The 23,928-nt window shown below is 74.5% G+C and carries 21 protein-coding genes and 1 pseudogene; 16 read left to right on the top strand and 6 right to left on the bottom strand.

The genetic code is table 11. The annotated features are described in order from the left end of the window. Positions 1-40 precede the first annotated feature (40 nt). A pseudogene (locus ACGFYH_RS18120) lies at positions 41-229 on the top strand (rhomboid family intramembrane serine protease); the annotation flags it as partial. 21 nt (positions 230-250) lie between these two features. On the opposite strand, the gene ACGFYH_RS18115 reads toward ACGFYH_RS18120, so the two are convergent. From ACGFYH_RS18115 to ACGFYH_RS18095, 5 genes are read right to left on the bottom strand one after another with little or no spacing between them, the layout of a single operon-like run. After that, positions 251-1,477, bottom strand: a complete 1,227-nt coding sequence (locus ACGFYH_RS18115) for an MFS transporter (RefSeq protein ID WP_393804118.1) — start codon at positions 1,475-1,477, stop codon at positions 251-253. Beyond that, positions 1,477-2,025 carry a GNAT family N-acetyltransferase gene (locus ACGFYH_RS18110; protein WP_393804117.1) on the bottom strand — a complete coding sequence of 183 codons (549 nt, stop codon included), beginning with the start codon at positions 2,023-2,025 and terminating at the stop codon, positions 1,477-1,479. The genes ACGFYH_RS18115 and ACGFYH_RS18110 overlap by 1 nt, the downstream gene beginning before the upstream one ends. After that, positions 2,018-3,226, bottom strand: a complete 1,209-nt coding sequence (locus ACGFYH_RS18105) for a type III PLP-dependent enzyme (protein WP_393804116.1) — start codon at positions 3,224-3,226, stop codon at positions 2,018-2,020. Before ACGFYH_RS18105 ends, ACGFYH_RS18110 begins: the two co-directional genes overlap by 8 nt. Beyond that, positions 3,223-4,548 carry a DUF6271 family protein gene (locus tag ACGFYH_RS18100; RefSeq protein ID WP_393804115.1) on the bottom strand — a complete coding sequence of 442 codons (1,326 nt, stop codon included), beginning with the start codon at positions 4,546-4,548 and terminating at the stop codon, positions 3,223-3,225. Before ACGFYH_RS18100 ends, ACGFYH_RS18105 begins: the two co-directional genes overlap by 4 nt. Continuing rightward, positions 4,530-5,627: a phytanoyl-CoA dioxygenase family protein gene (locus tag ACGFYH_RS18095; RefSeq protein ID WP_393804243.1), complete on the bottom strand. Its 1,098-nt coding sequence runs from the start codon at positions 5,625-5,627 to the stop codon at positions 4,530-4,532. Before ACGFYH_RS18095 ends, ACGFYH_RS18100 begins: the two co-directional genes overlap by 19 nt. A 510-nt stretch (positions 5,628-6,137) precedes the next feature. On the opposite strand from ACGFYH_RS18095, the gene ACGFYH_RS18090 reads away from it, so the two are divergent. From ACGFYH_RS18090 to ACGFYH_RS18035, 12 genes are all read left to right on the top strand, one after another. Continuing rightward, positions 6,138-7,670 (top strand): glycoside hydrolase family 3 N-terminal domain-containing protein, encoded by a 1,533-nt coding sequence (locus ACGFYH_RS18090; RefSeq protein WP_393804114.1) that lies wholly within the window; start codon positions 6,138-6,140, stop codon positions 7,668-7,670. Between the two features lie 154 nt (positions 7,671-7,824). Continuing rightward, positions 7,825-8,493, top strand: coding sequence for an HAD family hydrolase (locus ACGFYH_RS18085; RefSeq protein WP_393804113.1), 669 nt, complete (start codon positions 7,825-7,827; stop codon positions 8,491-8,493). Between the two features lie 152 nt (positions 8,494-8,645). After that, positions 8,646-9,722 carry a monodechloroaminopyrrolnitrin synthase PrnB family protein gene (locus tag ACGFYH_RS18080; RefSeq protein ID WP_393804112.1) on the top strand — a complete coding sequence of 359 codons (1,077 nt, stop codon included), beginning with the start codon at positions 8,646-8,648 and terminating at the stop codon, positions 9,720-9,722. Between the two features lie 4 nt (positions 9,723-9,726). Continuing rightward, positions 9,727-10,629 carry a hypothetical protein gene (locus tag ACGFYH_RS18075; RefSeq protein WP_393804111.1) on the top strand — a complete coding sequence of 301 codons (903 nt, stop codon included), beginning with the start codon at positions 9,727-9,729 and terminating at the stop codon, positions 10,627-10,629. Further along, complete coding sequence (locus ACGFYH_RS18070) at positions 10,587-10,829, top strand: hypothetical protein (RefSeq protein WP_393804110.1); 243 nt, start codon at positions 10,587-10,589, stop codon at positions 10,827-10,829. The genes ACGFYH_RS18075 and ACGFYH_RS18070 overlap by 43 nt, the downstream gene beginning before the upstream one ends. Continuing rightward, positions 10,826-11,494: a class I SAM-dependent methyltransferase gene (locus tag ACGFYH_RS18065; RefSeq protein WP_393804109.1), complete on the top strand. Its 669-nt coding sequence runs from the start codon at positions 10,826-10,828 to the stop codon at positions 11,492-11,494. The genes ACGFYH_RS18070 and ACGFYH_RS18065 overlap by 4 nt, the downstream gene beginning before the upstream one ends. Before the next feature lies 1 nt (position 11,495). Beyond that, positions 11,496-13,919: a pyridoxal-dependent decarboxylase gene (locus ACGFYH_RS18060; protein WP_393804108.1), complete on the top strand. Its 2,424-nt coding sequence runs from the start codon at positions 11,496-11,498 to the stop codon at positions 13,917-13,919. After that, positions 13,916-15,457 carry a hypothetical protein gene (locus ACGFYH_RS18055; RefSeq protein WP_393804107.1) on the top strand — a complete coding sequence of 514 codons (1,542 nt, stop codon included), beginning with the start codon at positions 13,916-13,918 and terminating at the stop codon, positions 15,455-15,457. The genes ACGFYH_RS18060 and ACGFYH_RS18055 overlap by 4 nt, the downstream gene beginning before the upstream one ends. A gap of 138 nt (positions 15,458-15,595) precedes the next feature. Then, positions 15,596-16,690: a hypothetical protein gene (locus ACGFYH_RS18050; RefSeq protein ID WP_393804106.1), complete on the top strand. Its 1,095-nt coding sequence runs from the start codon at positions 15,596-15,598 to the stop codon at positions 16,688-16,690. Next, entirely contained in the window at positions 16,687-17,712 is a 1,026-nt protein-coding gene (locus tag ACGFYH_RS18045) for an ATP-binding cassette domain-containing protein (protein ID WP_393804105.1), read from the top strand. The genes ACGFYH_RS18050 and ACGFYH_RS18045 overlap by 4 nt, the downstream gene beginning before the upstream one ends. Next, positions 17,709-18,548 carry an ABC transporter permease gene (locus ACGFYH_RS18040; protein ID WP_393804104.1) on the top strand — a complete coding sequence of 280 codons (840 nt, stop codon included), beginning with the start codon at positions 17,709-17,711 and terminating at the stop codon, positions 18,546-18,548. The genes ACGFYH_RS18045 and ACGFYH_RS18040 overlap by 4 nt, the downstream gene beginning before the upstream one ends. 5 nt (positions 18,549-18,553) lie before the next feature. Beyond that, positions 18,554-19,393 (top strand): ABC transporter permease, encoded by an 840-nt coding sequence (locus tag ACGFYH_RS18035; RefSeq protein WP_393804103.1) that lies wholly within the window; start codon positions 18,554-18,556, stop codon positions 19,391-19,393. Between the two features lie 13 nt (positions 19,394-19,406). Here the strand turns inward: ACGFYH_RS18035 and hemE are convergent, their stop codons facing one another. Then, entirely contained in the window at positions 19,407-20,474 is a 1,068-nt protein-coding gene (gene hemE / locus ACGFYH_RS18030) for a uroporphyrinogen decarboxylase (protein WP_393804102.1), read from the bottom strand. Positions 20,475-20,624: 150 nt separating this feature from the next. On the opposite strand from hemE, the gene ACGFYH_RS18025 reads away from it, so the two are divergent. From ACGFYH_RS18025 to ACGFYH_RS18015, 3 genes are all read left to right on the top strand, one after another. After that, positions 20,625-21,302, top strand: coding sequence for a DUF3000 domain-containing protein (locus ACGFYH_RS18025; protein WP_393804101.1), 678 nt, complete (start codon positions 20,625-20,627; stop codon positions 21,300-21,302). Between the two features lie 287 nt (positions 21,303-21,589). Continuing rightward, positions 21,590-22,252, top strand: coding sequence for a response regulator transcription factor (locus ACGFYH_RS18020; RefSeq protein ID WP_059298226.1), 663 nt, complete (start codon positions 21,590-21,592; stop codon positions 22,250-22,252). A gap of 221 nt (positions 22,253-22,473) precedes the next feature. After that, the gene (locus ACGFYH_RS18015; protein ID WP_393804100.1) at positions 22,474-23,760 is read left to right on the top strand and encodes an HRDC domain-containing protein; all 1,287 of its coding nucleotides are present in this window, start codon (positions 22,474-22,476) and stop codon (positions 23,758-23,760) included. The last annotated feature ends 168 nt before the right edge of the window (positions 23,761-23,928 follow it).

Here is a 23,928-nt window from a genome sequence, read left to right as displayed (position 1 = left end):
CGGAGACGGCTTCGGGCCCGTGCCGGGCTCGTGATCCGGGCTCCAGGCGGTCCACTCGTCCGGCGGCGCCGTCTCCGACGCGGGCACCGTGGCCCACGTGGCCCACGTCGTCGGCTTCGTCGTCGCTTCGTCCTCGGCATGCCGATCGCCTGGCCGCTGCGGCGGGGCCCCCCGCCCCCGCCGGAGCCGCGCGGGCTGCCGTTTCGGGAGGCGGGCGCGGGCGGGATGGTGCCCGGCGGCGCCGGCGGGCTCAGGCGTGGGTCGCCTCGCTCCGGACGACCGGGGCGGGGGTCCAGCGGATGCGGGTGCTGCACAGCGAGACGGCGACGGCGGAGGCGGCCACGGCGCCCATCCCCCACGCCAGGTTGCTCGCGCCCGCGATGAAGCCGATGAGCGGCGGACCGGCCAGCAGCCCGGTGGTGCCCATCGCGGCGACCAGCGTCAGCGCGTCCGAGCCCTGCCGGGCCGCGGCGGCGTAGACGCAGGGGGTCACGGCCGCGATGCCCAGGCCCATGCAGGCGAAGCCCGCGAGAGCCGGTGCGACGCCGCCGCTGACCAGGGCAGCGGCGAGGCCGCCACCGGCCACGGCGCTGCCCAGCAGGACGACCCGTCCGTCGCCCCAGCGGCCCCGCCAGCCGTCGGCGAAGAGGCGGGCGACGACCATCATCCCCGACACCACGGCGATGCCGAGCGGCGCCAGTCGTGCCGACGCCTCGGCGACGTCCTCCAGGTAGAGGGCCGACCAGTCGTTCATGGCGCCTTCGGCGACCGTGCCGAAGACCATGGCGCAGCACATCCACAGGGTCAGCCGCGAGGGGACGGTCCAGCGGCGGCGGTCCGGCTTCGCCTCGGCGGAGGTCCCCGGGGCGGCCCGGTCGGCCTGCTCGGCCTGCTCGGACGGGGTGTTCTCGTCGAGCAGGCCCGTCCGGGCGCAGACGCCCAGGGCCGCGAGGAGGGCGGCGGCCACGCCGAAGTGCGCCGCGACCGATCCGGTGGCGGCGGTCATGGCGGAGGCGAGCAGGGCCGCGAGCAGTGACCCGGCGCTGAAGGTGGCGTGCAGCTTCGCCATCGTGTTGCGCGCGTGCCGTGTCTCCAGGGCCGCGCCCTGCGCGTTCATGGCCACGTTCAGGCAGCCCACGAGGACGCCGTCGGCGCACATCACCAGCAGGGCCGCCGGGTAGCCGGGGGCCGCCGCCAGGGCGAGCAGCAGCAGGGCCAGACCGAGCTGGGAGAGCAGGGCGAGGCGCCGGGAACCCAGGTGGCGCATCAGCCACGCCACCGCGGGGAAGGACACCGCGGCGCCGATCCCCGCGGCCATCAGGAGCACCCCCACCTCGGCCGCGCTCAGGTCCAGGTCGGCCTTGATGGCGGGGATTCGCGCGGCCCAGGTGGCGTACTGGAAGCCGAGGGACAGGAACAGCGCGGCGATCGCCAACTGGCCGCGCCGGAAGGGGTCGTGGAGGCGGGACACGCGCATCAGCTCACTTCGCGCAGGGTGGCGGGCGGGGAGGTGGACGGGCGGGCCGGCACCGGTTTGGACATGTACACGGCGTCACCGCCGTACTCGCCGACGGGTACGACCCCCGGCTCGGCCACGAAGCCGCGCGCCGACCAGAACCGCTCGGTGCCGCCCACGGCGACCAGGGAGATCCGCTCGTCCCCACGTGCCCGGGCGGTGCCGGTGAGGTGGCGCAGGAGGTGCCGGGCCAGCCCTTGGCGGCGCAGACCCGGGGCCACGACGATGTCGTGCAGGTGCAGGTTGCCGGGTGGATGGGCGGCCCAGGTCACCTCCGTGCGCGCCAGGTCCGGGTAGCGGCGCGGTGGACAGGGCAGCGCGAGCACGTAGCCGGCCGTGCGGGCGCCGGCGTCCACGACGAAGCAGGTGTCCGGCGACGCCGCCGCCCTGGACTGCAGCGCGGCCCGGCCCTCGGACAGGCCGAGGCCGGTGTAGGCCTCCCTCTCCAGCGCCACCACGGCGTCCCAGTCCCGGTCGGCGAGGGGGCGTACGCGCACGGTCTCATCCATCGGCGCCGGGCCCGTCCGGGCGGCCCGCCCAGGCGTACGGGAGCGGGGTGAAGCCGTTGAAGCCCAGGGTCGTGTAGCTGGTCGCGTACGCGCCGCAGGACAGGACCCAGACCGGGTCGCCCGAGGCCAGCGCCGCGGGCACCGGGACCAGTCCCTCCTCGTGGGAGTAGGCGTCGTCGCTGTCGCAGGTGGGTCCGGCGATGACCGCCGGGACCCGGGGGCCGTCGGTGTGCCCGGGGAAGAACAGGCGGTACTGCAGGGCGTCCATCTCGTACAGGCCGTTGAACTTGCCGCAGCTCAGGTACAGCCAGTGCTGCCGCTCGCCGCCGGCCGTCCGGCGCTCGGTGAGGCGGGCGACGTGGGCGCGGATCGCGCCGTGGTCGGCGACGAGGTGCCGTCCTGGTTCGACGACGAACTCCAGTGGGCCGCCGTGGACACGGCGCAGCTCGTCCATGCCCTCCCGGATCACCGCGAAGATCTTGTCCAGCGGTGGGTCGAGGGGGGCGCCGCGGCGGTCGCGGTAGCCGAGCGCGGGCAGTCCGCCGCCGAGGTTGACGTGGTCGACGCGGATGCCGCGGCGGCCGAGTTCGCGCAGGACGTCGCCCAGGTCCTCCACGGCGCCGTGCCACGCCTCGCCCGTCATCTGCTGGGAGCCGACGTGCACCGACAGGCCCGCCGGCACCAGCCCGGCGTCCCGGGCCGCCGCCATCACGCGGACGGCGTCGCCGGGCGGGCAGCCGAACTTGTCGCTCAGCCCCCACACCGCGCCCGCCCCGCCGGTCGCCACCCGGCAGAACACGCGGGAACCGGGGGCGTGGACGGCGAGGGCGGCCACGTCCTGGACGCTGTCGGTGGCGAAGGTGCGGACGCCGAGCCGGTACGCCTCGGCGATGTTCCGGTCGGACTTGACGGTGTTGCCGTAGTGCACGCGCCCGGCCGGCACCCCGGCCCGCAGCGCCTGCTCCACCTCACCGGGGCTCGCCGCGTCGGCTCCGGCGCCCCGGCGTGCCAGGACCGCGAGGACCTCGTCGACCGGACAGGCCTTCATCGCGAACCGCACCCGCGCGCCGGGCAGTTCGCGGCGCAGCGAGTCGTGGCGCCGTTCGATGCCCGCCAGGTCGTACACGAGCCGGTCCTCGGTGGCGGCGGCGAGGGCGGCGGCCAGGGCCTCGGTGAGGCCCGCGCCCGTCGTCGCGCTCATCGCGGCTGCCCCGCCGACGGGGCGAGGGGCGTGGCCTTGGCGGCGGCCACCATCGCCTCCCACGCCTCCGTCAGCAGCGCGAAGTCCGCCATGTCGTCGCGCGCCTCGTCGAGAAGGCGCGCGCGGCGGCCGGCCAGGAGGCCGGCGAAGTCGGCGTACCGGCCGCCGAGCCGGCGGTAGGCGGTGTCGAGCGCGTCGAGCCGGCGGACGTTCTCCGCGGTGTCGAGGCCGGTGCTCTCGCGGGCCAGGGCGGCCACGGCGGAGGGGCGGGCCCGGCCGTGCCCGTCCAGCAGTGCGTCGCCCGCTTCGGCCATGCGGTCGTAGACGAAGTGGAAGTAGAGCATCGACAGCAGGAACTTGGCGAAGCGGGTCTGGTAGGCGAGGAAGCCCGGGTCGGTCCTGCGTTCGCCGGTGTGGTAGTTGACGATGTTCCGGTTGTGCAGCACGCCCGGCAGCCGGGCGTCGTGCACCAGGTGGATCAGGAAGTAGTCGCTGCCGATGGTGTCCCGGGCGGGCGGCAGCGGCACCCGTTCGCTGACCGTGTCGCCGTGGAAGGCGATGTTGCACATGTCCACGCGCATCGGGTCGACCACCGTCAGCAGCGCGTGGTCGGCCGTGAAGGGTTCGGTGCCCGCGCCGAGGAAGGACTCCTCGACGAGCTCGCGTTTCCGTTCGGCGGACCAGTGCCCGGGCGCCCAGAGGGACACGACGTCGCGGTAGACACCGGGGTCGGCGTCCCGTATCCGCGCGATGTCCACGGAGGGTTCGCCCACGAAGGAACCGCCCACCAGGGCGACCCGCCGTTCGAGGAGGGCCTCGGGCAGGGTCGACTCGGTGACGCCGGGCACGGCGTCGGCGGCGCGTGCGCCGAGGGAGAGCAGCTCGTGGTGGACGGGGAAGACCGTACGGCCGTCCACGTTCTGGTAGCGGCTGTCGGAGTCCCTGCGGTGGACGGAATCGCAGCCGAGCGCGGCCGCGATCAGGAAGGCGCGGTTGGTGCAGGCACCGTAGGACAGGCCGTCGGGCAGCATCAGGTCGAGCAGCAGCTCGGGCTTGGCGCTGCCGGAGCGTGTCGTCACCCGGGTCAGGAAGTCGCGCTGGGCGGCCTCGTCGAGGTGGTGTGCCGTGACCCGGGGGTGAGCGGGCAGGTGCCGCAGCGCGTCGGCGTGGGCGGCGTGGTCCGGGGGCGCGCAGGAGTCGAGGACCAGCAGGTGGACATCGATGTCGAAGTGGTCGGCGGCGTAGGCGGCTTCCTCGCCGAGGGCCGTGACGGTGTCCGGGCAGGGCCGGTTGGTGGGGAGGGTCAGACAGATGCTGCGCATGCGGCGTCCCCGGTGGCCTCGTCGGTCGCCTCGCCCTTGTCCGTACCGGTGCCGGTGCCGACGGCCCCGTGCCAGGGCTCGAGGCCCAGCAGCCTGGCGCCCAGTTCGGTCAGTTCGGCGGGGCCGTAGCGTTCGGACTCGTGCCGGTGGGCGTCCCCGAGGAGGGTGACGTTCCAGTCGGGGGTGGCGAGGGTGCGCCAGGAGTCGACGCGGGAGTCGCGCAGGGCGCGGTGGGTCTCCAGCGCGGGCATCATGGAGAGGTACTGGACCGCGCGCACGCCCTCGCCGGAGACGTTGGGCGCCACGCCGTGGGCCAGCAGTCCGTTCCAGATGAGCAGGTCGCCGGCCTCCAGGTCGGGCCGTACGACGGGCATGTCCTCACGGTCGATCGCGGGCCTGATGGGGTCGCGGTCGTCGGGCTGGAGCGCCTTCCAGCGGTCGAAGCGGCGGAACAGCTCGGGGCAGCACTGGAATCCGCCGTGGTCGGGCTTGGTGTCGTTGAGGGCGATGATGCCCTGCACGCGCTGCGGCAGGACGCCGAGGGTGGTGTCGACGTCCCAGTGCAGCTCTATGTCGAAGCCGCGGTCCGGCTTGTCGATGAGGGCGCGGTCGCGGTTGCCGGTGTTGGGCGGGTTGAGGTTGAGCCGGTCCAGGGTGACCCACAGCTCCTCGCAGTCCCACACGTCGACGAAGGCGTCGTAGACGCGCCGCGTCTGGCGGCTGTCCCAGATGAGCTGGTGGTGGTACGCCTCGACGAAGCCGTAGACGTGCAGTTCCCGGTCGAGGTCGGAGCGGTACTCGCGGTCCTGGTACCAGGTGTCGGGGCGCTCGGGGTCGAGGCCCTGGAACTCCCAGGCGAAGTCGAGCAGTCGGCGCGCGGAGTCGGCCGGTATCGCCTCCTTCACGACGACGTGGCCGTACGTCTGCCAGTGGGCGAAGTCCTCCTCGGACAGCACCCGCAGCGGACGTGTCTTGTCGAGGTCGCGCAGCTGGGTGCGGGCCAGGTAGGTGTCGGCGTCCGCGCTGAAGTAGGGCACGTCGGACGGGGCTCGGTGGAGGTAGGAATCGGGCGTCGCCATGTGGTGCTCCAGATCCTCGCCGTCGCCTTGTGCGGGCAACGGCGGTGTGTACGACGGAGGTCGTTCCGTCGCACATGAGGTCGGTGGTGACAGCGGGGGCCCGCTCGCGTCACGGGGCGGGAGCGGGGCGACGGGGGCGGCTCGGACGGACGGGGCACTCCCCCGCCCAGGGCCGCCCCCTTCGGGGGTCGCCCCGGTCCGCGCCCTCGTCCGGAAGGGTCGTCTCGTCCGGGGTGGTCGTCACGGAAGTCGTCGTACGGAAGTCGTCGCCACGACAGCGGTCTTCGCAGCCCGGCCGCGGCAGGTGTCCGGCGCGGAAACTGGTGTCGCATGCGTCCCTCGCCGAACTTGCGCCTCACAATGGACTAGACCAGGGGAGGGTGTCAACACCCCCTCCGACGAGGTCAGTTGTTACTTCCGAGTTCGACGACCCCACCCTTGACACGCCTGGTTAACCTGAACGCGCACCACCTTGGTCTATACCAAGAAACCATCCGAAAGGCGCGGCCGATGTCCTCCAGCAAGCACAGCAGCGAGTTGCGCCGGCTCGCGCTCTCCGTCCTGCAGCCGGGCTTCGTGGGCACCGAGGCGCCCGACTGGATCCTGCGCGACATCGACGACGGACTGGCCTCCGTCGTCCTCTTCTCCCGCAACATCGTCTCCACCGAGCAGGTCGCCCGGCTGACCGCGCGACTGCGGGCGGCCAGTCCCGACTTGATCGTCGCGATCGACGAGGAGGCGGGCGACGTCACCCGCATCGAGTCCGCCACCGGGTCGTCCCGGCCGGGCAACCTCGCGCTCGGCACCGTCGACGACCCGGAGCTGACCGAGGCCGTCGCCGCCGACCTCGGCCGGCAGCTGCGCAGGGCCGGGGTCAGCCTCGACTACGCGCCGAGCGCGGACGTCAACTCCAACCCGGACAACCCGATCATCGGCGTACGCTCCTTCGGCTCGGACCCCGGCGTGGTATCCCGGCACACCACCGCGTGGATCCGCGGCCTCCAGTCCTCCGGCGTCGCCGCCTGCGCCAAGCACTTCCCCGGCCACGGTGACGTCGCCGTCGACTCCCACCACGACCTGCCCGCGTACCCGGCCGGGCGGGAGGAGATCGCCGCCCAGGCACTGCCCCCCTTCCGGGCCGCCGTCGCGGCGGGTGTGCGCGCGGTCATGAGCGGACATCTCCTGGTACCGGCCTACGACCCCGACCTCCCGGCCACCCTGAGCCGGCGCATCCTGCACGATCTGCTCCGCGGCGAACTGGGTTTCGACGGGCTGATCGTCAGCGACGCCATCGAGATGGGCGCCGTCACCCGCCGGTACGGCATCGACGGTGCCGCGGTGCGGGCGGTGGCCGCCGGAGTGGACGCCGTCTGCGTGGGCGGCGAGAGCGCCGAGGAGGCCACCGTCGCCCTGCTGGCCAAGGCGCTGGTCGCCGCGGTGGAGGCCGGGGAGCTGCCGCGGGAGCGGCTGGCCGAGGCGGCGGGCCGGGTACGGGAGTTCGCCCACTGGTCGGGCGGGCTGCGGGCGGCCGGAGGCGCCGGGGAGGCGGCCGGAGGCGCCGGGGAGGCGGCCGGGGACGGCATCGGCCGCGTCGCCGCGCGCCGCGCCGTCCGGCTCACCGGCGCCGCGCGGACCGCCCTGCCGCTGACCGCCGCGCCGCACGTGGTCGAGCTGGCTCCGGTGGCCAACATGGCCGTCGGCAAGGAGACCCCGTGGGGCGTGGCAGGCCCGCTGCGGGAGCGGCTGCCCGGCACCACCTTCGTGCGGGTGCGCGGTCGGGAACTGGAGGAGGGGACGGTGGCCCTGGAGAGCTGCGCCCTCGAACCGGCCGCGGGACGCCCGCTGGTGATCGTCGCCCGCGACGCGGCCCGGCACGCCTGGATGAGCCGCGCAGTGACCGGCCTGACCGCCGCCCGCCCGGACGCGATCGTGGTGGAGATGGGCCTGCCGGGCGCCACCGTCGCCGCGGCCCAGATCTTCACCCACGGCGCGAGCGCGGCCTCCGGAGCGGCGGCGGCCGAGATCCTGGCCGGCACGGACTGACACCCGGACGGCGCGGCGCGCGGTTCCCCGAAGCCTGTTGAAGTACCGGTCGTTGCGGCTTAGAGTTCAATGGTCCAGACCAAAGGGCGAGCAGGGCGGCCGCATCCGTGTGTGCCGTCGGCTTCGCCGTGCACGGGGGACGGGGGAATTGATCGTGAGGGCGCAGGACTTACGCGTCGGCGCGACAGGACGGGTGATCGTCCTGGATTTCGACGGCGTACTGCTCGACACGGAACGCACGGGCATCGAGGTCTGGCGCGGTCTGCTGCGCGACAGCTCGCTGGAGCCGCTCGGCACACTGAGCGTACGTCCCGACGGCACGCTCGACCGGGACACCCTGCGCCGCGGCCTGACCGGCGCACTCGGCCGCCGGCGCACCCGGGTCCTGTGGTCCGAGTTCGAACGGCGCAACCGCGCCCGGGCCGATCTCCTCGACGCCCGGGCCGGGGTACGCCCCTTCCTCGCCCACTGCCGGGAGCGGGGGCACCGCCTCGCCATCGCCTCCGGCAACTGCCGGGACTGGGTGGAGGGCCACCTCGGGAGGCTGGGCATCCGGTCCGCCTTCCACTCCGTGCACTGCGCGGGCCCCGGGGTGCGGACCAAGCCCGCGCCCGACACCTACCTGGGCGCGCTGCGCGCCTGCGCCCCCGCGGGACCGGCCGCCGGACTCCTCGCCGTCGAGGACTCCTACGCCGGTCTGGCCGCCGCCGACGCCGCGGGCCTGCCCGCCGTCTGGCTCACCGACGCACCCCGCTCGGCCGTCCCGCCGGGCCCCGTCGCACGGCGCGTGCGCGCCCTGGACGAACTCATCGGCTCCCTGTGACCCGTCCGCACCCGCACAGCCGGCCCATCCGCCGAGTACCGAACCGCACCGCCGTCCTCGGCCGGTGACCGCGACCGGGCCGTTCCAGGCCCCGTGACGCCGTCGCCGCCGTCGAACCGCGCTCTCATCCCACCCAGGAGACTGCGATTTCCGTGCTGCTCGCCTCACCCATGCGCGAACTGGACCTCCTCGTGGCCGGTTCCGACCCTCTCGACGCCGCACGTGACGCGCCGCGGCTGCCCGCCCTCAACAGAGCCGGGGACGTCGCCGGTCTCGACCGCCTCGCCCGCACCTGGAACGGCCGGGTCGCGGCGCACGTGCACGACACCGTCACCGCCGGCGCCGCCCTGCGCGACCTCGGCTTCGCCCTCGCCTCGCTGGAACGCCACGGAGTCGACTTCCGCAGCGTGCCGGGTGCGGAGGAGAACCTGCTGCGGCTGGGCGCCCGCACCGAGGAGGTGCCGCGCGACAGCGTCTACACCTACGCCCTGCGCAACCCCGTGAACGCCGTGCGCTCCTTCACCGAACTGCCCGAGGAGGCCCTGTTCATCAGGGAGGTGCGCACCGCGGGAGTCGCCCTGCGTCCCGCCGTCGACGCGCTGCTCGACGCCCTCACGTTGGCCGCGGACGACCCCGTGCTGGCGGAACTGCTGGCCGAGGCCACCCGGGGGTTCACCGTCTTCGCCCAGTCACTGCTGGCCGTGAAGCGCGCCATCACCCCGGAGACGTTCTCGGGTGAACTGCGCCCCTACTTCCCGCCCATGACCGTCGGCGGGCAGGTGCTCTACGCGCCGGGCGGCGCCCAGATGACCCCGCTGCTCGTCGATGTCCTGCTGATCCGGCCGGAGCCCGGCGACCCCGGGGAGGAGTGGTACGAGCGGTACCTGCGCGAGAACCTGCCCTACCTGCCCGCCGCCTACCGCGCGGCGAGCGACCGGGCCCGCCGCCACCGCCCCCTGCTCCCCCGGCTGGTGGACGAGGCCGGGCGCTCCCCCACTCGTCCCACGACCGGACGCACGCTCGCCGGACTGCGCTCGCTGATGCGGGAACTGCTCCGCTTCCGCCTGCCCCACCTGCAACTCGCCAAGGCCAACATGAACATCCGTCCGGACGGCTCCCTCGGCAGCGGCGGCTACACCACCGGCTCACTCGACCACCTGGCGGAGCTGACCCTCGCCCGGCACCGGCTCCTGTCCGGCGCCCCCGCCGGCGCGACCACGGAGAAGTGACCCCATGGCCCCCACCCCACCCGCGCCCCCCGTGTTCGCGCCCTTCGCCCCCGGCACCGTGCACCACCCCCTCGCCGAATCCCCGGGCCCGGTACGCCCGGCCGCCGAGGAGGTGCGCGTGCGCTACCCCACCCGGCTGAACGCCATGGCCCTGCAACCCGGGGCGATCGCGGGCGACAACGACCTGATCTACGACGCCGGCGAGGTCGTCTTCTCCGTCGCCCGCCATCACCGCGTCCACGTGCGCCGCCGGGAACCGGGGGCCGGGCTGGTCCTGGACCCCGGCGTGCGCAGGCCCGAACTGGTCGAGCACGCGGCCCTGATCATGTGCGCGGCCCTCGGCACGGTCCCCGACCTGGCGATCGGCGTCGACAGCGACCCACTGCCCGTGCACGCCGGCTTCGGCTCCAGCAGCAGTCTCATCGCGGCCGTCGCCGCCGCCGTCAACCATTTGTACGGCTGCCCGGTGGACCGCGCCGACCTGCTGCCGTACCTCACCGCCAACCACGGTGAGGAGCACGGCAGCCGGCCCGGTCTGCTCACCCCCGTGCAGTGCATCGGCGGCTCGGCCGCCTCCGGTCTCTACCCGGGCGGGGTGCAGGTCGTCGCCGGACGGAGCACCGTCGTGCTGTCCGCGCCCGTGCCCGACCACCTGTCCCTGGTCATCGGGGTGCCGCGGGCCCTGGAGGAACGCCCCACCGACGAACTGATGGCCGCAGAGGTCGCCCGCTTCGACCGGTTCCGGGCCACCGGCGAACGCTGGTCGCCCACCATCGGTTCCGGATGCTGCACGAGGCCATGCCGGCCGCTCTGCGCGGCGACCTGGGCCCGCTCGGCTCCCTGGTCTTCGACTACCGGTTCCGGATGGGCAGCATCGAGAACTGCTCCTTCTCGCACCCCGGTCTGACCGAACTGGCCGGGGAGGTGGAGTCCCTGTGGCACGAGAAGGCGGCGACGGTGCTCGCCCTGTCCTCCGTCGGCCCGGCCTTCTTCGCCCTCACCGACGACCCGGGCCGATGCGCCGGCCGCTTCGAGGAGCTGGACATGGACGTCGTGCACACCCGAGCGCACAACGGCACCTACGAGGAGACGGGATCAGTCCGATGACCGACGCGACCACGGCCGCCGTCCGCGCCGCCACCTACTGGAACGCCCCGGACACCGTCGCGGAGTTCCGCGCCCTCGGCGTCCGGCCCTACCTCACCGAGCTGCTCGGCCGCCTCCCGGCCGACGGCCCGGCCCTCGACCTCGGCTGCGGCGGCGGCCGCAACACCGTGGCCCTGCTGGAACGGGGATTCGACGTCCTCGCCGTGGACCTGCACGTCGGCATGGTCGACGCGACCCGGGCCCGGACCGCCGGGTACCCGTCCGGGCGGGTCACCGTCCGGCAGGGCGCCGCCCACGCGATCCCGGCCGACGACGGCGCCTTCGCCCTGGTGGTCTGCTACGGCGTCCTGCACAACGCCGTCGACCGGACCCAGTGGGAGACGGCGGTCCGCGAGATCCGCCGGGTGCTGCGGCCGGGCGGCCGGCTGGCGCTCAACACCTTCACCTCCGAGACCCTGGACCCGCGGCTGCGGCCGGGCACCGGCGACGGCCGGTACCTGCTGCCCGACGACGTGCCCATGACCCTGCTGCCCGACGCCGGGGTCCTCGACGCGTTCGCCGCGGCCGGGCTGCACGCGGAGGGCGGAACGCACAGCTACGTCCGCGACCTCGACGTCGGCCCGCGCGCGGTCCTGCGATGCGTGCTGCGCCGGGAGGGGGACTGACGTGGCCGACCTGGAGGACGGTTCGACCGAGACCGACACCTTTCCGGACACCCCGCTGTCCGCCACCGAACTGGCGCGGGTGCTGGACGCACGCCTCGCCGAGGTGCCCGGCTGGCAAGCCCCCGACGACCCGGTGCGGCTGGGGTTCGCCATGACGGCACCGCACGCCCTGGCGCTCGACGCGTTCGGGCGCTTCGCCGAACGCAACCCCAACAACGTGGGCGTCCACACCCGCTTCGGCGACGGCGTCCGCGGCACCCGGCGGCTGGAGCGGGAGGCGGTCCTCGCGCTCGCCGGGCTGCTGCACGCCGACGCCGCGGACGGCTACCTCACCGGCGGCGCCAACGAGGGCACCCTCGCCGGTCTGCGCGTCGGCCGCAACGCCCTGCGCGCGGCGGGCGCCGGGCGGGTCGTCGTCCTCGCGTCGGCGCTCACCCACCACTCCGTGGCCAAGGCGGCCGAGATCCTCGACCTGGAGCTGCGGCTGTGCCCGGCAGGCCCCTCCTGGCTGCTGGACGCCGAGGCCGTGGACGCCGCGCTGGACGCCCTCGCGGCGGAGACCGGCGCGGACGCCCGCACCGGTGTGGTCGTCGTGTCCACCGCCGGCTACTACAACACCGGCCTGGTCGACCCGGTGGACGCCATCGCGGGCGTACTGGCCCGGCGGGCCGCGGACGGCGGGAACCTGAGCGTCTTCCACCACGTCGACGCGGCGCACGGCGGCATGATCCTGCCGTTCACCGCGCCCGAGGTGCCCTTCGACTTCCGCAACCCGTACGTCCACTCGATCGTGCTCGACCCGCACAAGTCCGGGCTGATGCCGTACAGCTGCGGGGTCTTCCTGTGCCGCAAGGGCCTGCTGGGGCACGGTGCGGTGGCGGCCCCGATGTCCGGCTTCGTCGACGAGACGATCAGCGGCTCGCGCTCCGGCGCGATGGCCGCGGCGCTGTGGTCGCTGGTCTTCGGGCTGGCCGCGGACGGCTACCGGGAGGTGTTCCGCGACTGTCTGCGGGTGCGGGACCGGCTGGCCGAAGCGATCCGCGCCGCCGACCCGGACGCGTTGGTGCTGCCCTCTCCCGGCAACACCGTGGTCGTCGCCGGCTTCTCCCACGAGGACGGCAGGCTCCCCGCGGAACTGGCCGAGCGGTACCGCCTGGTGGGCAACACGCTGCCGTGGACGGCCCCGGACGGCTCGCCCGGCGACCGGCTGTTCCACCACTTCTACGCCATGCCGCACCTGACCCCGGCCCATGTGGACGGCTTCGCCGCCGCGCTCGCCGGCTCGCTCGCCGGTGCCTCGCGCGGCCCCCGGCGGGACGCCCCGGCCGCCCCCGCCGCCGAACTGCGGGACCTGCGGCGCAGCAGCGTCTGCCTGCGGCACCTGGTGGTCCATCCGCCGGGCCGCCGCGACCCGGACGACCACCCCCACGCCTACTCCTTCCACACCTTCCAGGACCGGGCCGGGCTCGGCGAGCAGCTGGCCGCCCGCCCGTGGACCGGCGACGACGGAAGCCGTACGGGTCTGTACGTGTACGCACCGGATCCGGAGGCGCCGTTCGCGAACGAGCTGTTCGGCGTGACCGACCCCGAGCGGTACTCGCTTGAGGTGCTCGACCGCAACCAGCAGAAGCTCTCGCTGGTCGGCGCGGCGCACTTCGCCGTCTTCGGACCGGAGCCCCGTACGCAGGACCGGCCCGTCGTCCTCGCCAACTTCCACGCGGACGGCACCTTCCGGTCCGTCGAGTACAAGTACGGCGACCGGCGGTACAACGACGAGGTCCAGGTCTTCGCCGACCGTCTCGTGGTGAAGATCGGCAAGGACGCGCGCAGTGTGCGCCGCGACGGGGACGACTACTCCTTCTCCCTGGACACCTCGCTGGAGTTGAGGGTGCGGCTGACGGACGACGACGCCGTCCCCCGGATCACCCGCGTGGCCCGCCACGCCGACCCCGCGCTGCCGCGCCGCCGCCATCTGCTGCGCGGGCAGTACCGCCGGTTCCCCAACCGGTTCTTCGACACGGTCGTCGACATGACGGCAGGCCGGCGGTACGAGGCGCGGTGGCCGGCCGCGGAATCGGTCCCGTCCGGCTCCGAGGGGCCGTTGCTGGCCCGGTCGGCCCTGCTGGACCTCGTGCGCGTGACGACGTCCGTCACCGGCGGCGCCCTCTGCGTGGAACTCACGGCGGTCGGCGGACCGGGCACCGCCGCCTTCACGGTGCCGCTCGGCCTGGGAGCGCGGCTGCCCGGCCTGCTGCCGGGCATCCCGGTGGGCGAACCGGAGACGCTCACCCCGGCCGAGGTGGTGGAGTGGGCCGCGCGCCTGCACCCGCGGCTCGGCCCGATGCGGGAGGCCGCGCTCGCCCGGGAGGGCCGCCGGCGGCTGTCCGTGCCGGACGGCGTGACCGGCCGGACGGAGCGGGCATGACCGTGACCGCTCTCGCCGTGCTCTGGGGCGTGCTGCTGTGGGGTGTGCTGCTGAGCGTCCGCGCGGCCGTCACCGGACGCCTCCTGGACCGGCGGCGGCTGGCCGCGGTGCCGCCGGACGCCGCGCCGCACGTCGTACTGCTGGTGCCGGCCCTGCGCGAGCAGGAGCTGCTGGGCGAGGTGGTGCGGGCGGCGGCGGGACTCCCGTATCCGCCGGGCCTGTTGCACGTGGTCGTCGTCACCACGCAACGCGAGGAGCGGGAGCGGCAGGCGGTGGTGGACCGGCTGCCCGCCCTCGCGGCGGCCCTGGTCGCGAGCGGAGCGCGGGACGCGGCCGCCCGGCTGGGCGGGGTGGTGCCCTCCGGTCTGGCGGCCGAGACGGCGCGCCGCACCCGTGCCTCCGCCGACCCGGCGGGCACCCTGCGGGCCGCACTCGACGCCGTCCCCACCACCCGCGAGGTAGCCGCGGCGCTGCTGCCCGAGCTGGCGGCGGCCCACCCCGGAGTGGGCCTGCACCACCTGCACTACACGGACGAGGGCGCCAAGAGCAGCCAGCTCGTGCACGCGGTGGAACGGCTGCCGGAACTGCTGCCGCCGGACGCCGCACCCTCGTTCACCTACGTCGGGCTGTACGACGCCGACTCGCAGCCCGACCTGGACACCCTGACGCACCTGGCCGCCGCCGTCTCCCGGGGCGGCGGCCCCGCGCCCGACCTGGTCCAGCAGCTTCCGCTCCAGCTGCGCCGCCCGCACGCGGCCCGGCCCGGCGGCGCGGACGTCCTGCTGCGGGCCCACGCCCTGGCCGACCTGCGCCGCCGGGCCGGCGTCGAGGCGCACCGCATCCTGGCCCGGCGCCGCATCCGGGCCGCGCGGCTGCCGGCGGGCGTGACGGCCGTGGCCGAACCGGTGGTGTACGGGGTCGGCGCCGGCCTGTTCGTCCGGCACGACACCCTGGTGTCCATCGGCATGTACGAGGAGCCCGTCGACGACCTGCTCGTCGGCTACAAACTCTCCTCCGCGGGCGCGGTGATGGAGGTGCTGCCCGTGTTCAACCTGGTCGACCGGTACTCCGGCACGGCGGCGCTCGGCAAGGCGTACGCGCTGGTGGCGCACGGCTCGCTCGCCGGGTGCCGACGGCTGCTGACCGATCCGGTACTGCGCGCGTTCCGGCTCCGCAACGCCGTGGTGCTGGTCAAGGAGGGTCTGGACACCCTGTGGTGGTTCGCCGGTCCGGCGGTCGTACTGGCCGCGGCGGGCACCCTGGTCGTGCGCGGCGCCCACGGACCGCTGCTGGCCTGGGCCCTCGCGGCGTGCGCCTACACGCTGCTGCACGCCCGGTGGTGCGTGCGGCGGGCCGGGCACTGGCTGGCCGCACACCGCGGCGCCGACGCCCGCGCCGAACCCCCCGACGGCTCCGCGCCCCTTCTGCTGGGCCTGGCGTTCCTGCTCCAGCCGCTCCTGCACTGGGCGGGCCCCATCCGGCACCTGGCCCGCCTGCTGCGCGGCGGGCCGCTGGTGCTCGGCAAGACGGAGCGGTGACCACCACGTCCCGACCCGGCCACCACCCCGACCACGCCCGCACCACCGACCCTTCCGCCCTCGCCCCCCCACCGCCTGCACTTCCGCCCCCGCCCCCCGGACCCCTCGCCCCCGAGGCCCCGCGAGAAAGACCCGAGGATGACACCGCACCGTTCCGACCTCCGTCTGTCCACCGTGATCATGGCCCATCCCCGGCGGCGGGCCGCTGCCGAGGCCCTGGGGCGGGCGCATCCCGCCCTCGCCGCGCGGGTCGTCACCGACCCGGAGCCGCAGGGACCGCCGTCGGCGCTGCGCACCGCACGCCTGGCCTGGCGGTCGGTGTCGGCCGACGCCACGCACCACCTGGTGCTCCAGGACGACGCCGTGCTCGGCCCGCACTTCGCCGGCACCGTCGCCGCGCTGGCCGCCGCCCGTCCGCGGGACTCCGTCAGCCTGTTCACCGAGTGGGGTTCGCGCACCGCCAACGCGGTCCGTGCCGCGGCCCTGCTCGGCCACGCGTGGGCGCCCGTGGTGGACGACTACCTCCCGTCCGTCGCGCTGGTGCTGCCCGCTGAACTGGCCCGGGGCTTCGAGGAGTACGCCGCCGCCAAGGCCGCGCCCGACGCGACCGACGACGTCACCCTGCTCGACTACCTGCGCGACGTCGACCGGGTCGTTCCGGTGGCCGGCCCGGTCGACCACGCCAACCCGCCGAGCCTGGTCGGCAACGACGTGATGGGGCCGCGCAGCGCCGCCTGCCTCGCTTCCGGCGGCGACCCCGGTGGTTCCGTGCTGCCCGCGATGCGCGCCGTGCCGTACTTCTGCTGGTGGGAGCAGCTGGCCGTGGTCTACCTGCGGGACCCGGCGAGCCCGGACGGCTGGCGCCGGGTGCCGGCCGAGGAGGCGCTGCTGGCGCGGGGCATCGGACGGGAGCGCGTCGTGGCGTCGCTGCGCACGGCGCTGGAGACCGTCCCGCACCGGGAGCTGATCCACGACCGGGTCAGCGACGTACTACTCGCCGAGGTGTGGACCACCGCCTACGCCCTGGGCGTGGTGACCCGGGACCTCGGCGGCCTCCCCGACCTCGGGCGGCCGGCGGCCCGGGAGGCGCTGGCCACGCTGGCGCCGGGGGCGCTGCGCCGGGTCGTCCCGGTGCGGTGGCTGGCCGCGGTGGGCGAGCTGCTGTACCCGCTGGTGGCGGCGGCCGTGCTGCGGGGGGCGGCGGACGCGGAGGCGCGGGGGAGCGGCTCGTGAGCGGTCCTGGGCACGTGGCACCGGTCATCGACGTGGACGGTGTCACCAAGACCTTCCGCACCTGGGACCGGGCCGACGCCTGGAGCATCCGCCGGCCGTGGCGACGCCGGCGGGCCGGACGCGCGGTCGCCCTCAGCGAGGTGGCTCTGCGCATCGGACGGGGCGAGTTCGTCGGACTGCTGGGACAGAACGGCGCCGGAAAGTCCACCCTGATCAAGCTGATGACGGGCCTGCTGCTCCCGGAGTCGGGCACCGTCCGGGTGTGCGGTCTCGATCCGTACGCCGACCGGGAGGCCAACGCCCGGAACATGGGCGTCACCTTCGGGCAGCGCACCCAGCTGTGGTGGGACCTGCCCGCCCGGGACTCGTTCTCCATCCTGCGCGACATCCACGGGCTGCCGGACGACGCCTGGCGCGGTGCGCTGGCCGAACTCGACGACGTCCTCTCGCTGTCGGATTTCTGGGACACCCCGGTGCGGTTCCTGTCGCTCGGTCAGCGGGTGCGGTGCGATCTGGCCGCCGCGCTGCTGCACCGGCCGCGGGTGCTCTTCCTGGACGAGCCCACCATCGGCCTGGACGTGCTGGTGAAGGACCAGGTGCGGGAGCTGCTGTCGCGGCTGGCCGCCACCGGGGACCACTGCGTGGTACTGACGACGCACGACATGGCGGAGGTGGAGGCGCTGTGCCGCCGCATCGTCGTCATCGACCGCGGCCGGGTCGTCCACGACGGCCCCCGCGACCGGCTGTCGGTCGCCGGGACGGAGTCCGCGTTCCTGGTCGAGTTCGAGACGCCGCCTCCGCCGCTCGACCTGCTGACCGCCGAGGTCGTCTCCGCTCAGGGGCCGAGTGTGCGGGTCAGGCCGCTGCCGGGCGCGGACCGGGCGCGGGTGACCGCGGAACTCCTCGCCGTCCATCCGGTCCGCTCGGTCCGGTACGAGGGGGCGACGGCGGAGGACGTCCTGCGGGCTCTGCACGAGGGCGCGCGACAGCAGCGGGCCGCGGCACCGGGGGCGGGCGGATGAGCGTCCTCGACCGGTCCGGCCCGGCGGCGCGGACGCCTTCGCGCGCCCACCGGCTCGTCTCGCTGGTCCCGCGCACCGAGTGGGCCTACCGCCCGCGCCTGGCCGCGACCGCCTTCGTGATCGTCACCCAGGTGTTCCTGTACGTGCTGCTGTGGCGGGCTCTGTACCGCGAGAGCGGCGGAGAGGTGGCCGGCCTCGACGTGGACCAGGCCATCACCTACTCGGTCCTGGCGACGCTGATGGGTACCGGCCGGGTGATCATGGAGGGGGCCTCGCAGGAGACCGCGCAGAGCAGGATCCGCGACGGCTCGGTGGTGTTCTGGTTCGTCCGCCCGCTCTCCGCCCGCCGCTACTGCGCCTGGCGCGGCCTCGGGGAGAGCCTGTACGCCACGGCCTGGCTGCTCGTCGGCCTGGCCGTGGGCGTGGCGTGCGGGCTGGTCGCGCTGCCGCCGTCCCCGGCCGCCGTCCCGGTGACCGTGCTCGCCTACGGTCTGGGGCAGGTCGTCTTCTACCAGATCGGCCTGCTGGTCGATCTGACCAGCTTCTGGACCATCACGAGCTTCGGCGTGAACCGGCTGGTGGCCTTCGCCCAGCTGCTCCTGTCGGGCGGGCTCGTCCCGCTGTGGTTCTTCCCCGAAGGGTTCTCGGCCGTCGCCGGGCACCTGCCCTTCGCGGCGACCGTCAACGTGCCCGTCTCCCTGTACACCGGGCGGATCAGCGTGGCGGACTGCTGGCCGTACCTGGCCGAACAGGCCTGGTGGTGCGTGCTGCTGGCCGTGCTGAGCCGCTTGATGTGGCGGCGCGCCGCCCGTCGGCTGCTTGTCCTGGGCGGGTGACGCCGATGACCTCCGACACCGCCGCGCCGCCGTCCTCGGCGCCCCGTGCGGGCCGGCTGCGGCTGGCCGCCGTGATCATGCGGGCCGGACTGCGCAGCCAGCTCGCCAACCGCGCGGACTTCGCGATGGCCGTCGCCAACGGCGTGACCTTCCAGATCACGGTGCTGCTCTTCGCAGCGGTGATCTTCAGCCGGTTTCCGTCCCTGGCGGGCTGGGACCTCGGGGAGATCCTCCTGATCAGCAGTATCCGCATGCTGGGGCACGGCCTGTACATGCTGCTCTTCGGCAACCTCGGACTGCTCCCGCACCTGCTGCGGGAGGGACGCTTCGAGGCCTTCCGCACCAGGCCGGCGCCGGTGCTGCTCCAGGTCTTCACCTACGAGGCGCCGGTCAACGCGCTGGGCGACCTGGTCGTGGCCGGCGCCTCGCTCGGCGTCTGCCTGTCCGTGCTGGACGTCACGTGGTCGCCCGCCGCGCTGGGCTTCCTGGCCGTGGCGGTCGTCGCCGCCACCGTGATCGAACTCGGGCTCAATCTGCACATCGCCGGCCTGGTGCTGAGGTTCCGGGGCAGCGAGTCCCTGTTCTTCTGGCTGGACAACACGGCGGGCAACTTCGGCAACTACCCGCTGAGCGTGTTCCCGGTGGCCCTCCAGGGCGCGTTCACCTTCGGGGTGCCGATCGCGTTCGCCGGGTACTACCCGGCGGCGTGGCTGACGGGCCACGCCGACACGGTCCCCCTCTCCCCCGTGCTGGTGTACCTGTCGCCCCCGGTCGCCCTGCTGGTGCTGCTGTCCGGGCTGGCACTGTGGCGCCGGTGCCTGGCGTGGTACGCCCGCAACGGGTGAGCGGGCCTGGGTCCTAGCGGACGGTCTGCGTGTGGACGTACTCCACGAGGCGGGTCAGCGCGTCCGGGTCGGTGGTCGGCAGCACGCCGTGGCCGAGGTTGAAGACGTGGCCCTCCAGGCCCGCCGCCGCGTCGAGGATCTCGCGGGTCTTGGCCTCGACCGCCGGCCGGCCGGCGAAGAGGACGGCCGGGTCCAGGTTGCCCTGCAGCGCCTTGCCGGGGCCGACGCGGCGGGCCGCCTCGTCCAGCGGCACGCGCCAGTCGACGCCGACGACGTCCGCGCCGGCCTCGCCCATGTCGCCGAGGAGCTCGCCGGTGCCCACACCGAAGTGGATGCGCGGCACGCCGTATCCGGCGACGGCCTCGAACACCTTGCGGGAGGCGGGCTGCACGAAGCGGCGGTAGTCCGCGGGGGCGAGGGCGCCGACCCAGGAGTCGAAGAGCTGGACGGCGCTCGCGCCGGCCTCGATCTGCACCGTGAGGAACGCGGCCGTGATGTCGGCGAGCCGGTCCAGGAGGTCGGCCCACAGCTGCGGGTCGCCGTACATGAGGGCCTTGGTGTGCTCGTGGTTGCGGGACGGACCGCCCTCCACGAGGTAGCTCGCGAGGGTGAACGGGGCACCCGCGAAGCCGATCAGCGGGGTGCCACCGAGCTCGCGGGTGAGCAGGCCGAAGGCCTCGGTGACGTAGGTGACGTCCTCGGGGGTGAGGTCGCGCAGCTGTGCCAGGTCCGCGCGGGTGCGGATCGGGTTCGCGACGACCGGGCCGACGCCGGGCTTGATGTCGAGGTCGATGCCGATGGCCTTGAGCGGGACCACGATGTCGCTGAAGTAGACCGCCGCGTCCACGCCGTGCCGCCGCACCGGCTGGAGGGTGATCTCGGCGACCAGCTCCGGCCGCATGCAGGACTCGAGCATCGGGATGCCCTCACGCGCCTTGAGGTACTCCGGCAGCGAGCGCCCGGCCTGCCGCATGAACCACACGGGGGTGTGCGGCACCGGCTCACGCCTGCACGCCCTGAGGAACGCGGAGTCGTACGTGGCGGTCGGCTGCTTGCCCGCGGGGCTCTGGTTGGCACTCACGTCCGCAAGTCTCGCATGGCCCCCGGACGGCGCCGGACCACGGGTGGGGCGGCTCCCGCGCGCTTTCGGAGGCCGCGTGATCCGGACATCGCGCCCGCACTCGGGTGTCCCTCCCTGCGTCGGGCCGCCGTTCCGCCTAATGTTCCCCGCATGGCTGCGGCTCAGGGACGACTGTCGGACGGCGCTGGCGGAATGGACGAGGCGAAGGGGACCGAGGAAGAGGCCCGGCACAAGGGGAGTACGACGCCGCCGGCCTTCGCGGCCGCCGTCGAGGCCCTGCGGGCCGCGCGGCTGCGGCCGCAGATCGAGGTGGAGGCGACCCGCGCACCGCAGCGGCTCGCCCCGCACGCGTACGCGCTCGAGGCCGCGGTCGTCGACGGCGAAGAGGACCTGGCGGACGGGCGGCTGGTGCTGCTGCACGATCCGGCCGGGCACGACGCCTGGCACGGGACCTTCCGGCTGGTGACGCTGGTGCGCGCCGAGCTGGAGCCGGAGATGGCCGCCGATCCGCTGCTGCCGGACGTGTGCTGGTCCTGGCTGACCGGCGCCCTCCAGGCCCGCGGGCTCACGTACGGCGAGCCCAGCGGCACGGTCACGCGTGCGAGTTCCCACTACTTCGGAGGGCTCTCGGCGCGCCCGTCCGCCTCGCAGATCGAGATCAGGGCGTCCTGGACGCCGCGCGAGGGTCTGGGCGGCGTCCCGGACACCGCGGCGCACCTCTCCTCGTGGTGCGATCTGCTGGCCCAGGTCGCGGGCCTGCCGCCGGCCGCGCCGGGTGACGCGTCGATCGTGACGCTGCCCCAGCGGCGTGGCCCGCAGTCGCGCTGACCCTGCCGTCGTTCACCGTTCCCGGCGTGGGCTCCGCATGCCTGGAGGACGTTCCGTCACTTTGTCGACACGGCCACTTTCGGCCTTGTATCGACAAAGTGCGAAACCGTTCGATCTTCGAATGATCGACAGCGTGTCCGAATTGCTCGGATTGTTACTCACCAGATCGTGATCATTCTCTAAAGGCGGACGGGTTCGGTGCCGAAGACGACTGTGACCTTGAAAGCACGGTTCGTCCCGGCTTCACCCCCATGAGCCGGCCCCGTCCCCGCACCCCAGGAGGCCTGGTGTCCGTTCTCCTCGAGCAGCCTGCAAGCCTGGTCGCCTACCGCCCGAACAAGCCGACCGCCATGGTGGTCGTGGCCGATCAGCGCGTCCGTTCCACCGTCACCCGTCATCTGTGGGCGCTCGGTGTGCGCGACGTCATCGAGGCCTCGTCCGTCGCGGAGGCTCGTCCCCGCATCGGCAACCCCCGCGACATCTGCGTCGCGGAAGTCCACCTCCCCGACGGCAGCGGTCTGACCCTGCTGTCGGAGACCCGCGCCGCGGGGTGGCCCAACGGGCTCGCCCTGTCCGCCGCCGACGACATCGGCGCCGTGCGCAACGCCCTCGCCGGCGGCGTCAAGGGCTACGTCGTCACCGGCACCCGTACCAACGTCGGGCTCCCCACCCGGCCGGGCGCCGCCCCCATCGGCGCCGCCGCCGCCCGCCTGCACCGCCGCCCCCCGGGCGCCCCGAGCCACCCGGGCGGCTACCGCGAACTCTCCGGCCGCGAGGTCGAGGTGCTGCGACTGGTCGCGGAGGGCCAGTCGAACAAGGCGATCGGCGTCTCGATGGGCCTGTCCGCCCTGACCGTCAAGAGCCACCTGGCCCGCATCGCCCGCAAGCTCGGCACGGGCGACCGCGCCGGGATGGTCGCGGTGGCGCTGCGCACGGGCATCATCCACTGACCGCTCCGACCCCACCACGAGCCCGCCCCGACCCACCGCGTCCCGCCACTCCCGGCCCCGCCCGCTCCCCCACCGCCTCCGCCCGAGGCACCCGCTCGTGCTCCCCGTGAAGCCGGTCCCCCACCGGTCCTTCACCGACCTGACTGGTTTACGACCCCCCGGCGCCCGCCGACGGAACGTTCCGTCGGCGGGCGCCGTCGATCCACCGATACCCTTGACAGGTGACCGACGCCCACGAAACCGCAGCAGACCACCCACTGCGAACCACCGGAGGCGCCCCTCCGGACGACGCCGGATCTTCTGTGAGCCAGGCGCCGACACCCTTGCTCGCACCACGCGAGGGCGTTCCGCCGGTGATCGCCGACGCGGACGCCCTCGCCGAGGTGACCGCCGCCTTCGCCGCCGGGAGCGGCCCCGTCGCCGTCGACGCCGAGCGCGCCTCCGGGTACCGCTACGGCCAGCGCGCCTACTTGGTGCAGTTGCGCCGCGAGGGCGCCGGTACCGCGCTGGTCGACCCGGTGGCCTGTCCCGACCTGTCCGGCCTCGGCACGGCGATCGCCGACGTGGAGTGGGTGCTGCACGCGGCCACCCAGGACCTGCCGTGTCTGCGGGAAATAGGGATGGTGCCCACCCGCATCTTCGACACCGAGCTGGCCGGACGGCTCGCCGGCTTCCCGCGCGTCGGCCTCGGCGCGATGGTGGAGAACGTCCTGGGCTTCGTCCTGGAGAAGGGCCACTCGGCCGTCGACTGGTCGACGCGCCCGCTGCCCGAGCCCTGGCTGCGCTACGCCGCGCTCGACGTCGAGCTGCTGGTCGACCTGCGTGACGCCCTGGAGAAGGAGCTGGACCGGCAGGGCAAGCTGGAGTGGGCCCGGCAGGAGTTCCACGCCATCGCGTCGGCCCCGCCGCCCGAGCCGCGCAAGGACCCGTGGCGCCGTACCTCCGGTATGCACAAGGTGCGCAGGCGCCGTCAGCTCGCCGTGGTACGGGAGCTGTGGCAGGCCAGGGACCGGATCGCGCAGCGCCGGGACGTCTCCCCCGGCAAGGTGCTCGGGGACGCGGCGATCGTGGAGGCGGCGCTCGCGCTGCCCCCCAACACCCACGCGCTGGCCGCGCTGAACGGGTTCGGGCGGGTGAACCGCCGGCAGCTCGAGCAGTGGCAGGTGTCGGTCGACCGGGCCAAGGCGCTGTCCGAGTCGCAGCTGCCGCAGCCCGGCCAGCCGGTGACCGGACCTCCGCCGCCGCGGGCCTGGGCGGACAAGGACCCCGCCGCCGCGGCCCGGCTGACCGCGGCGCGCGCGGCGGTGACGGCGCTCGCCGAGCGGCTGAACATGCCCCAGGAGAACCTGATCACTCCGGACACGGTGCGCCGCGTCTGCTGGGAGCCGCCCGCGACGTCCGACGCCGAATCCGTGAGCGCGGCCCTGGCCGGACACGGGGCCCGGCCCTGGCAGGTCGAGCAGGTGACACCCGTGCTGGTGACGGCGCTGCGCCAGGACGCGTCGTAGCGGGACCGGGCCGCAGCCGGAGCCCGTCACGCAGGCCGGAGCCCGTCGCAGCTGAGCCCGTCGCGGCGAGGGGCAGGAGGCGGCCGGAGCCCGTCACGGCGAGGGCGGCGGCGGATTCCGGCCAAGATCCGGGGACGAGTGCCCGCGCGCCGCGGTCGCGCGAGCGGT

This window comes from Streptomyces sp. NPDC048392, assembly GCF_043200575.1.
Taxonomy (GTDB): Bacteria; Actinomycetota; Actinomycetes; order Streptomycetales; family Streptomycetaceae; genus Streptomyces.
The sequence above is the reverse complement of the archived record's forward strand: the minus strand, read 5'-3'. Positions and strand labels throughout refer to the sequence as shown.

What these genes read in the sequence shown, in the direction of transcription:
- ACGFYH_RS18105 (WP_393804116.1), bottom strand. Translation starts at nt 3,226, where the DNA reads ATGAGCGCGACGACGGGCGCGGGCCTCACCGAGGCCCTGGCCGCCGCC.
- ACGFYH_RS18115 (WP_393804118.1), bottom strand. Translation starts at nt 1,477, where the DNA reads ATGCGCGTGTCCCGCCTCCACGACCCCTTCCGGCGCGGCCAGTTGGCG.
- ACGFYH_RS18055 (WP_393804107.1), top strand. Translation starts at nt 13,916, where the DNA reads ATGACCGTGACCGCTCTCGCCGTGCTCTGGGGCGTGCTGCTGTGGGGT.
- ACGFYH_RS18090 (WP_393804114.1), top strand. Translation starts at nt 6,138, where the DNA reads ATGTCCTCCAGCAAGCACAGCAGCGAGTTGCGCCGGCTCGCGCTCTCC.
- ACGFYH_RS18075 (WP_393804111.1), top strand. Translation starts at nt 9,727, where the DNA reads ATGGCCCCCACCCCACCCGCGCCCCCCGTGTTCGCGCCCTTCGCCCCC.
- ACGFYH_RS18025 (WP_393804101.1), top strand. Translation starts at nt 20,625, where the DNA reads ATGGCTGCGGCTCAGGGACGACTGTCGGACGGCGCTGGCGGAATGGAC.
- ACGFYH_RS18050 (WP_393804106.1), top strand. Translation starts at nt 15,596, where the DNA reads ATGACACCGCACCGTTCCGACCTCCGTCTGTCCACCGTGATCATGGCC.
- ACGFYH_RS18040 (WP_393804104.1), top strand. Translation starts at nt 17,709, where the DNA reads ATGAGCGTCCTCGACCGGTCCGGCCCGGCGGCGCGGACGCCTTCGCGC.
- ACGFYH_RS18065 (WP_393804109.1), top strand. Translation starts at nt 10,826, where the DNA reads ATGACCGACGCGACCACGGCCGCCGTCCGCGCCGCCACCTACTGGAAC.
- ACGFYH_RS18035 (WP_393804103.1), top strand. Translation starts at nt 18,554, where the DNA reads ATGACCTCCGACACCGCCGCGCCGCCGTCCTCGGCGCCCCGTGCGGGC.
- ACGFYH_RS18100 (WP_393804115.1), bottom strand. Translation starts at nt 4,548, where the DNA reads ATGCGCAGCATCTGTCTGACCCTCCCCACCAACCGGCCCTGCCCGGAC.
- ACGFYH_RS18110 (WP_393804117.1), bottom strand. Translation starts at nt 2,025, where the DNA reads ATGGATGAGACCGTGCGCGTACGCCCCCTCGCCGACCGGGACTGGGAC.
- ACGFYH_RS18070 (WP_393804110.1), top strand. Translation starts at nt 10,587, where the DNA reads ATGGGCAGCATCGAGAACTGCTCCTTCTCGCACCCCGGTCTGACCGAA.
- ACGFYH_RS18095 (WP_393804243.1), bottom strand. Translation starts at nt 5,627, where the DNA reads ATGGCGACGCCCGATTCCTACCTCCACCGAGCCCCGTCCGACGTGCCC.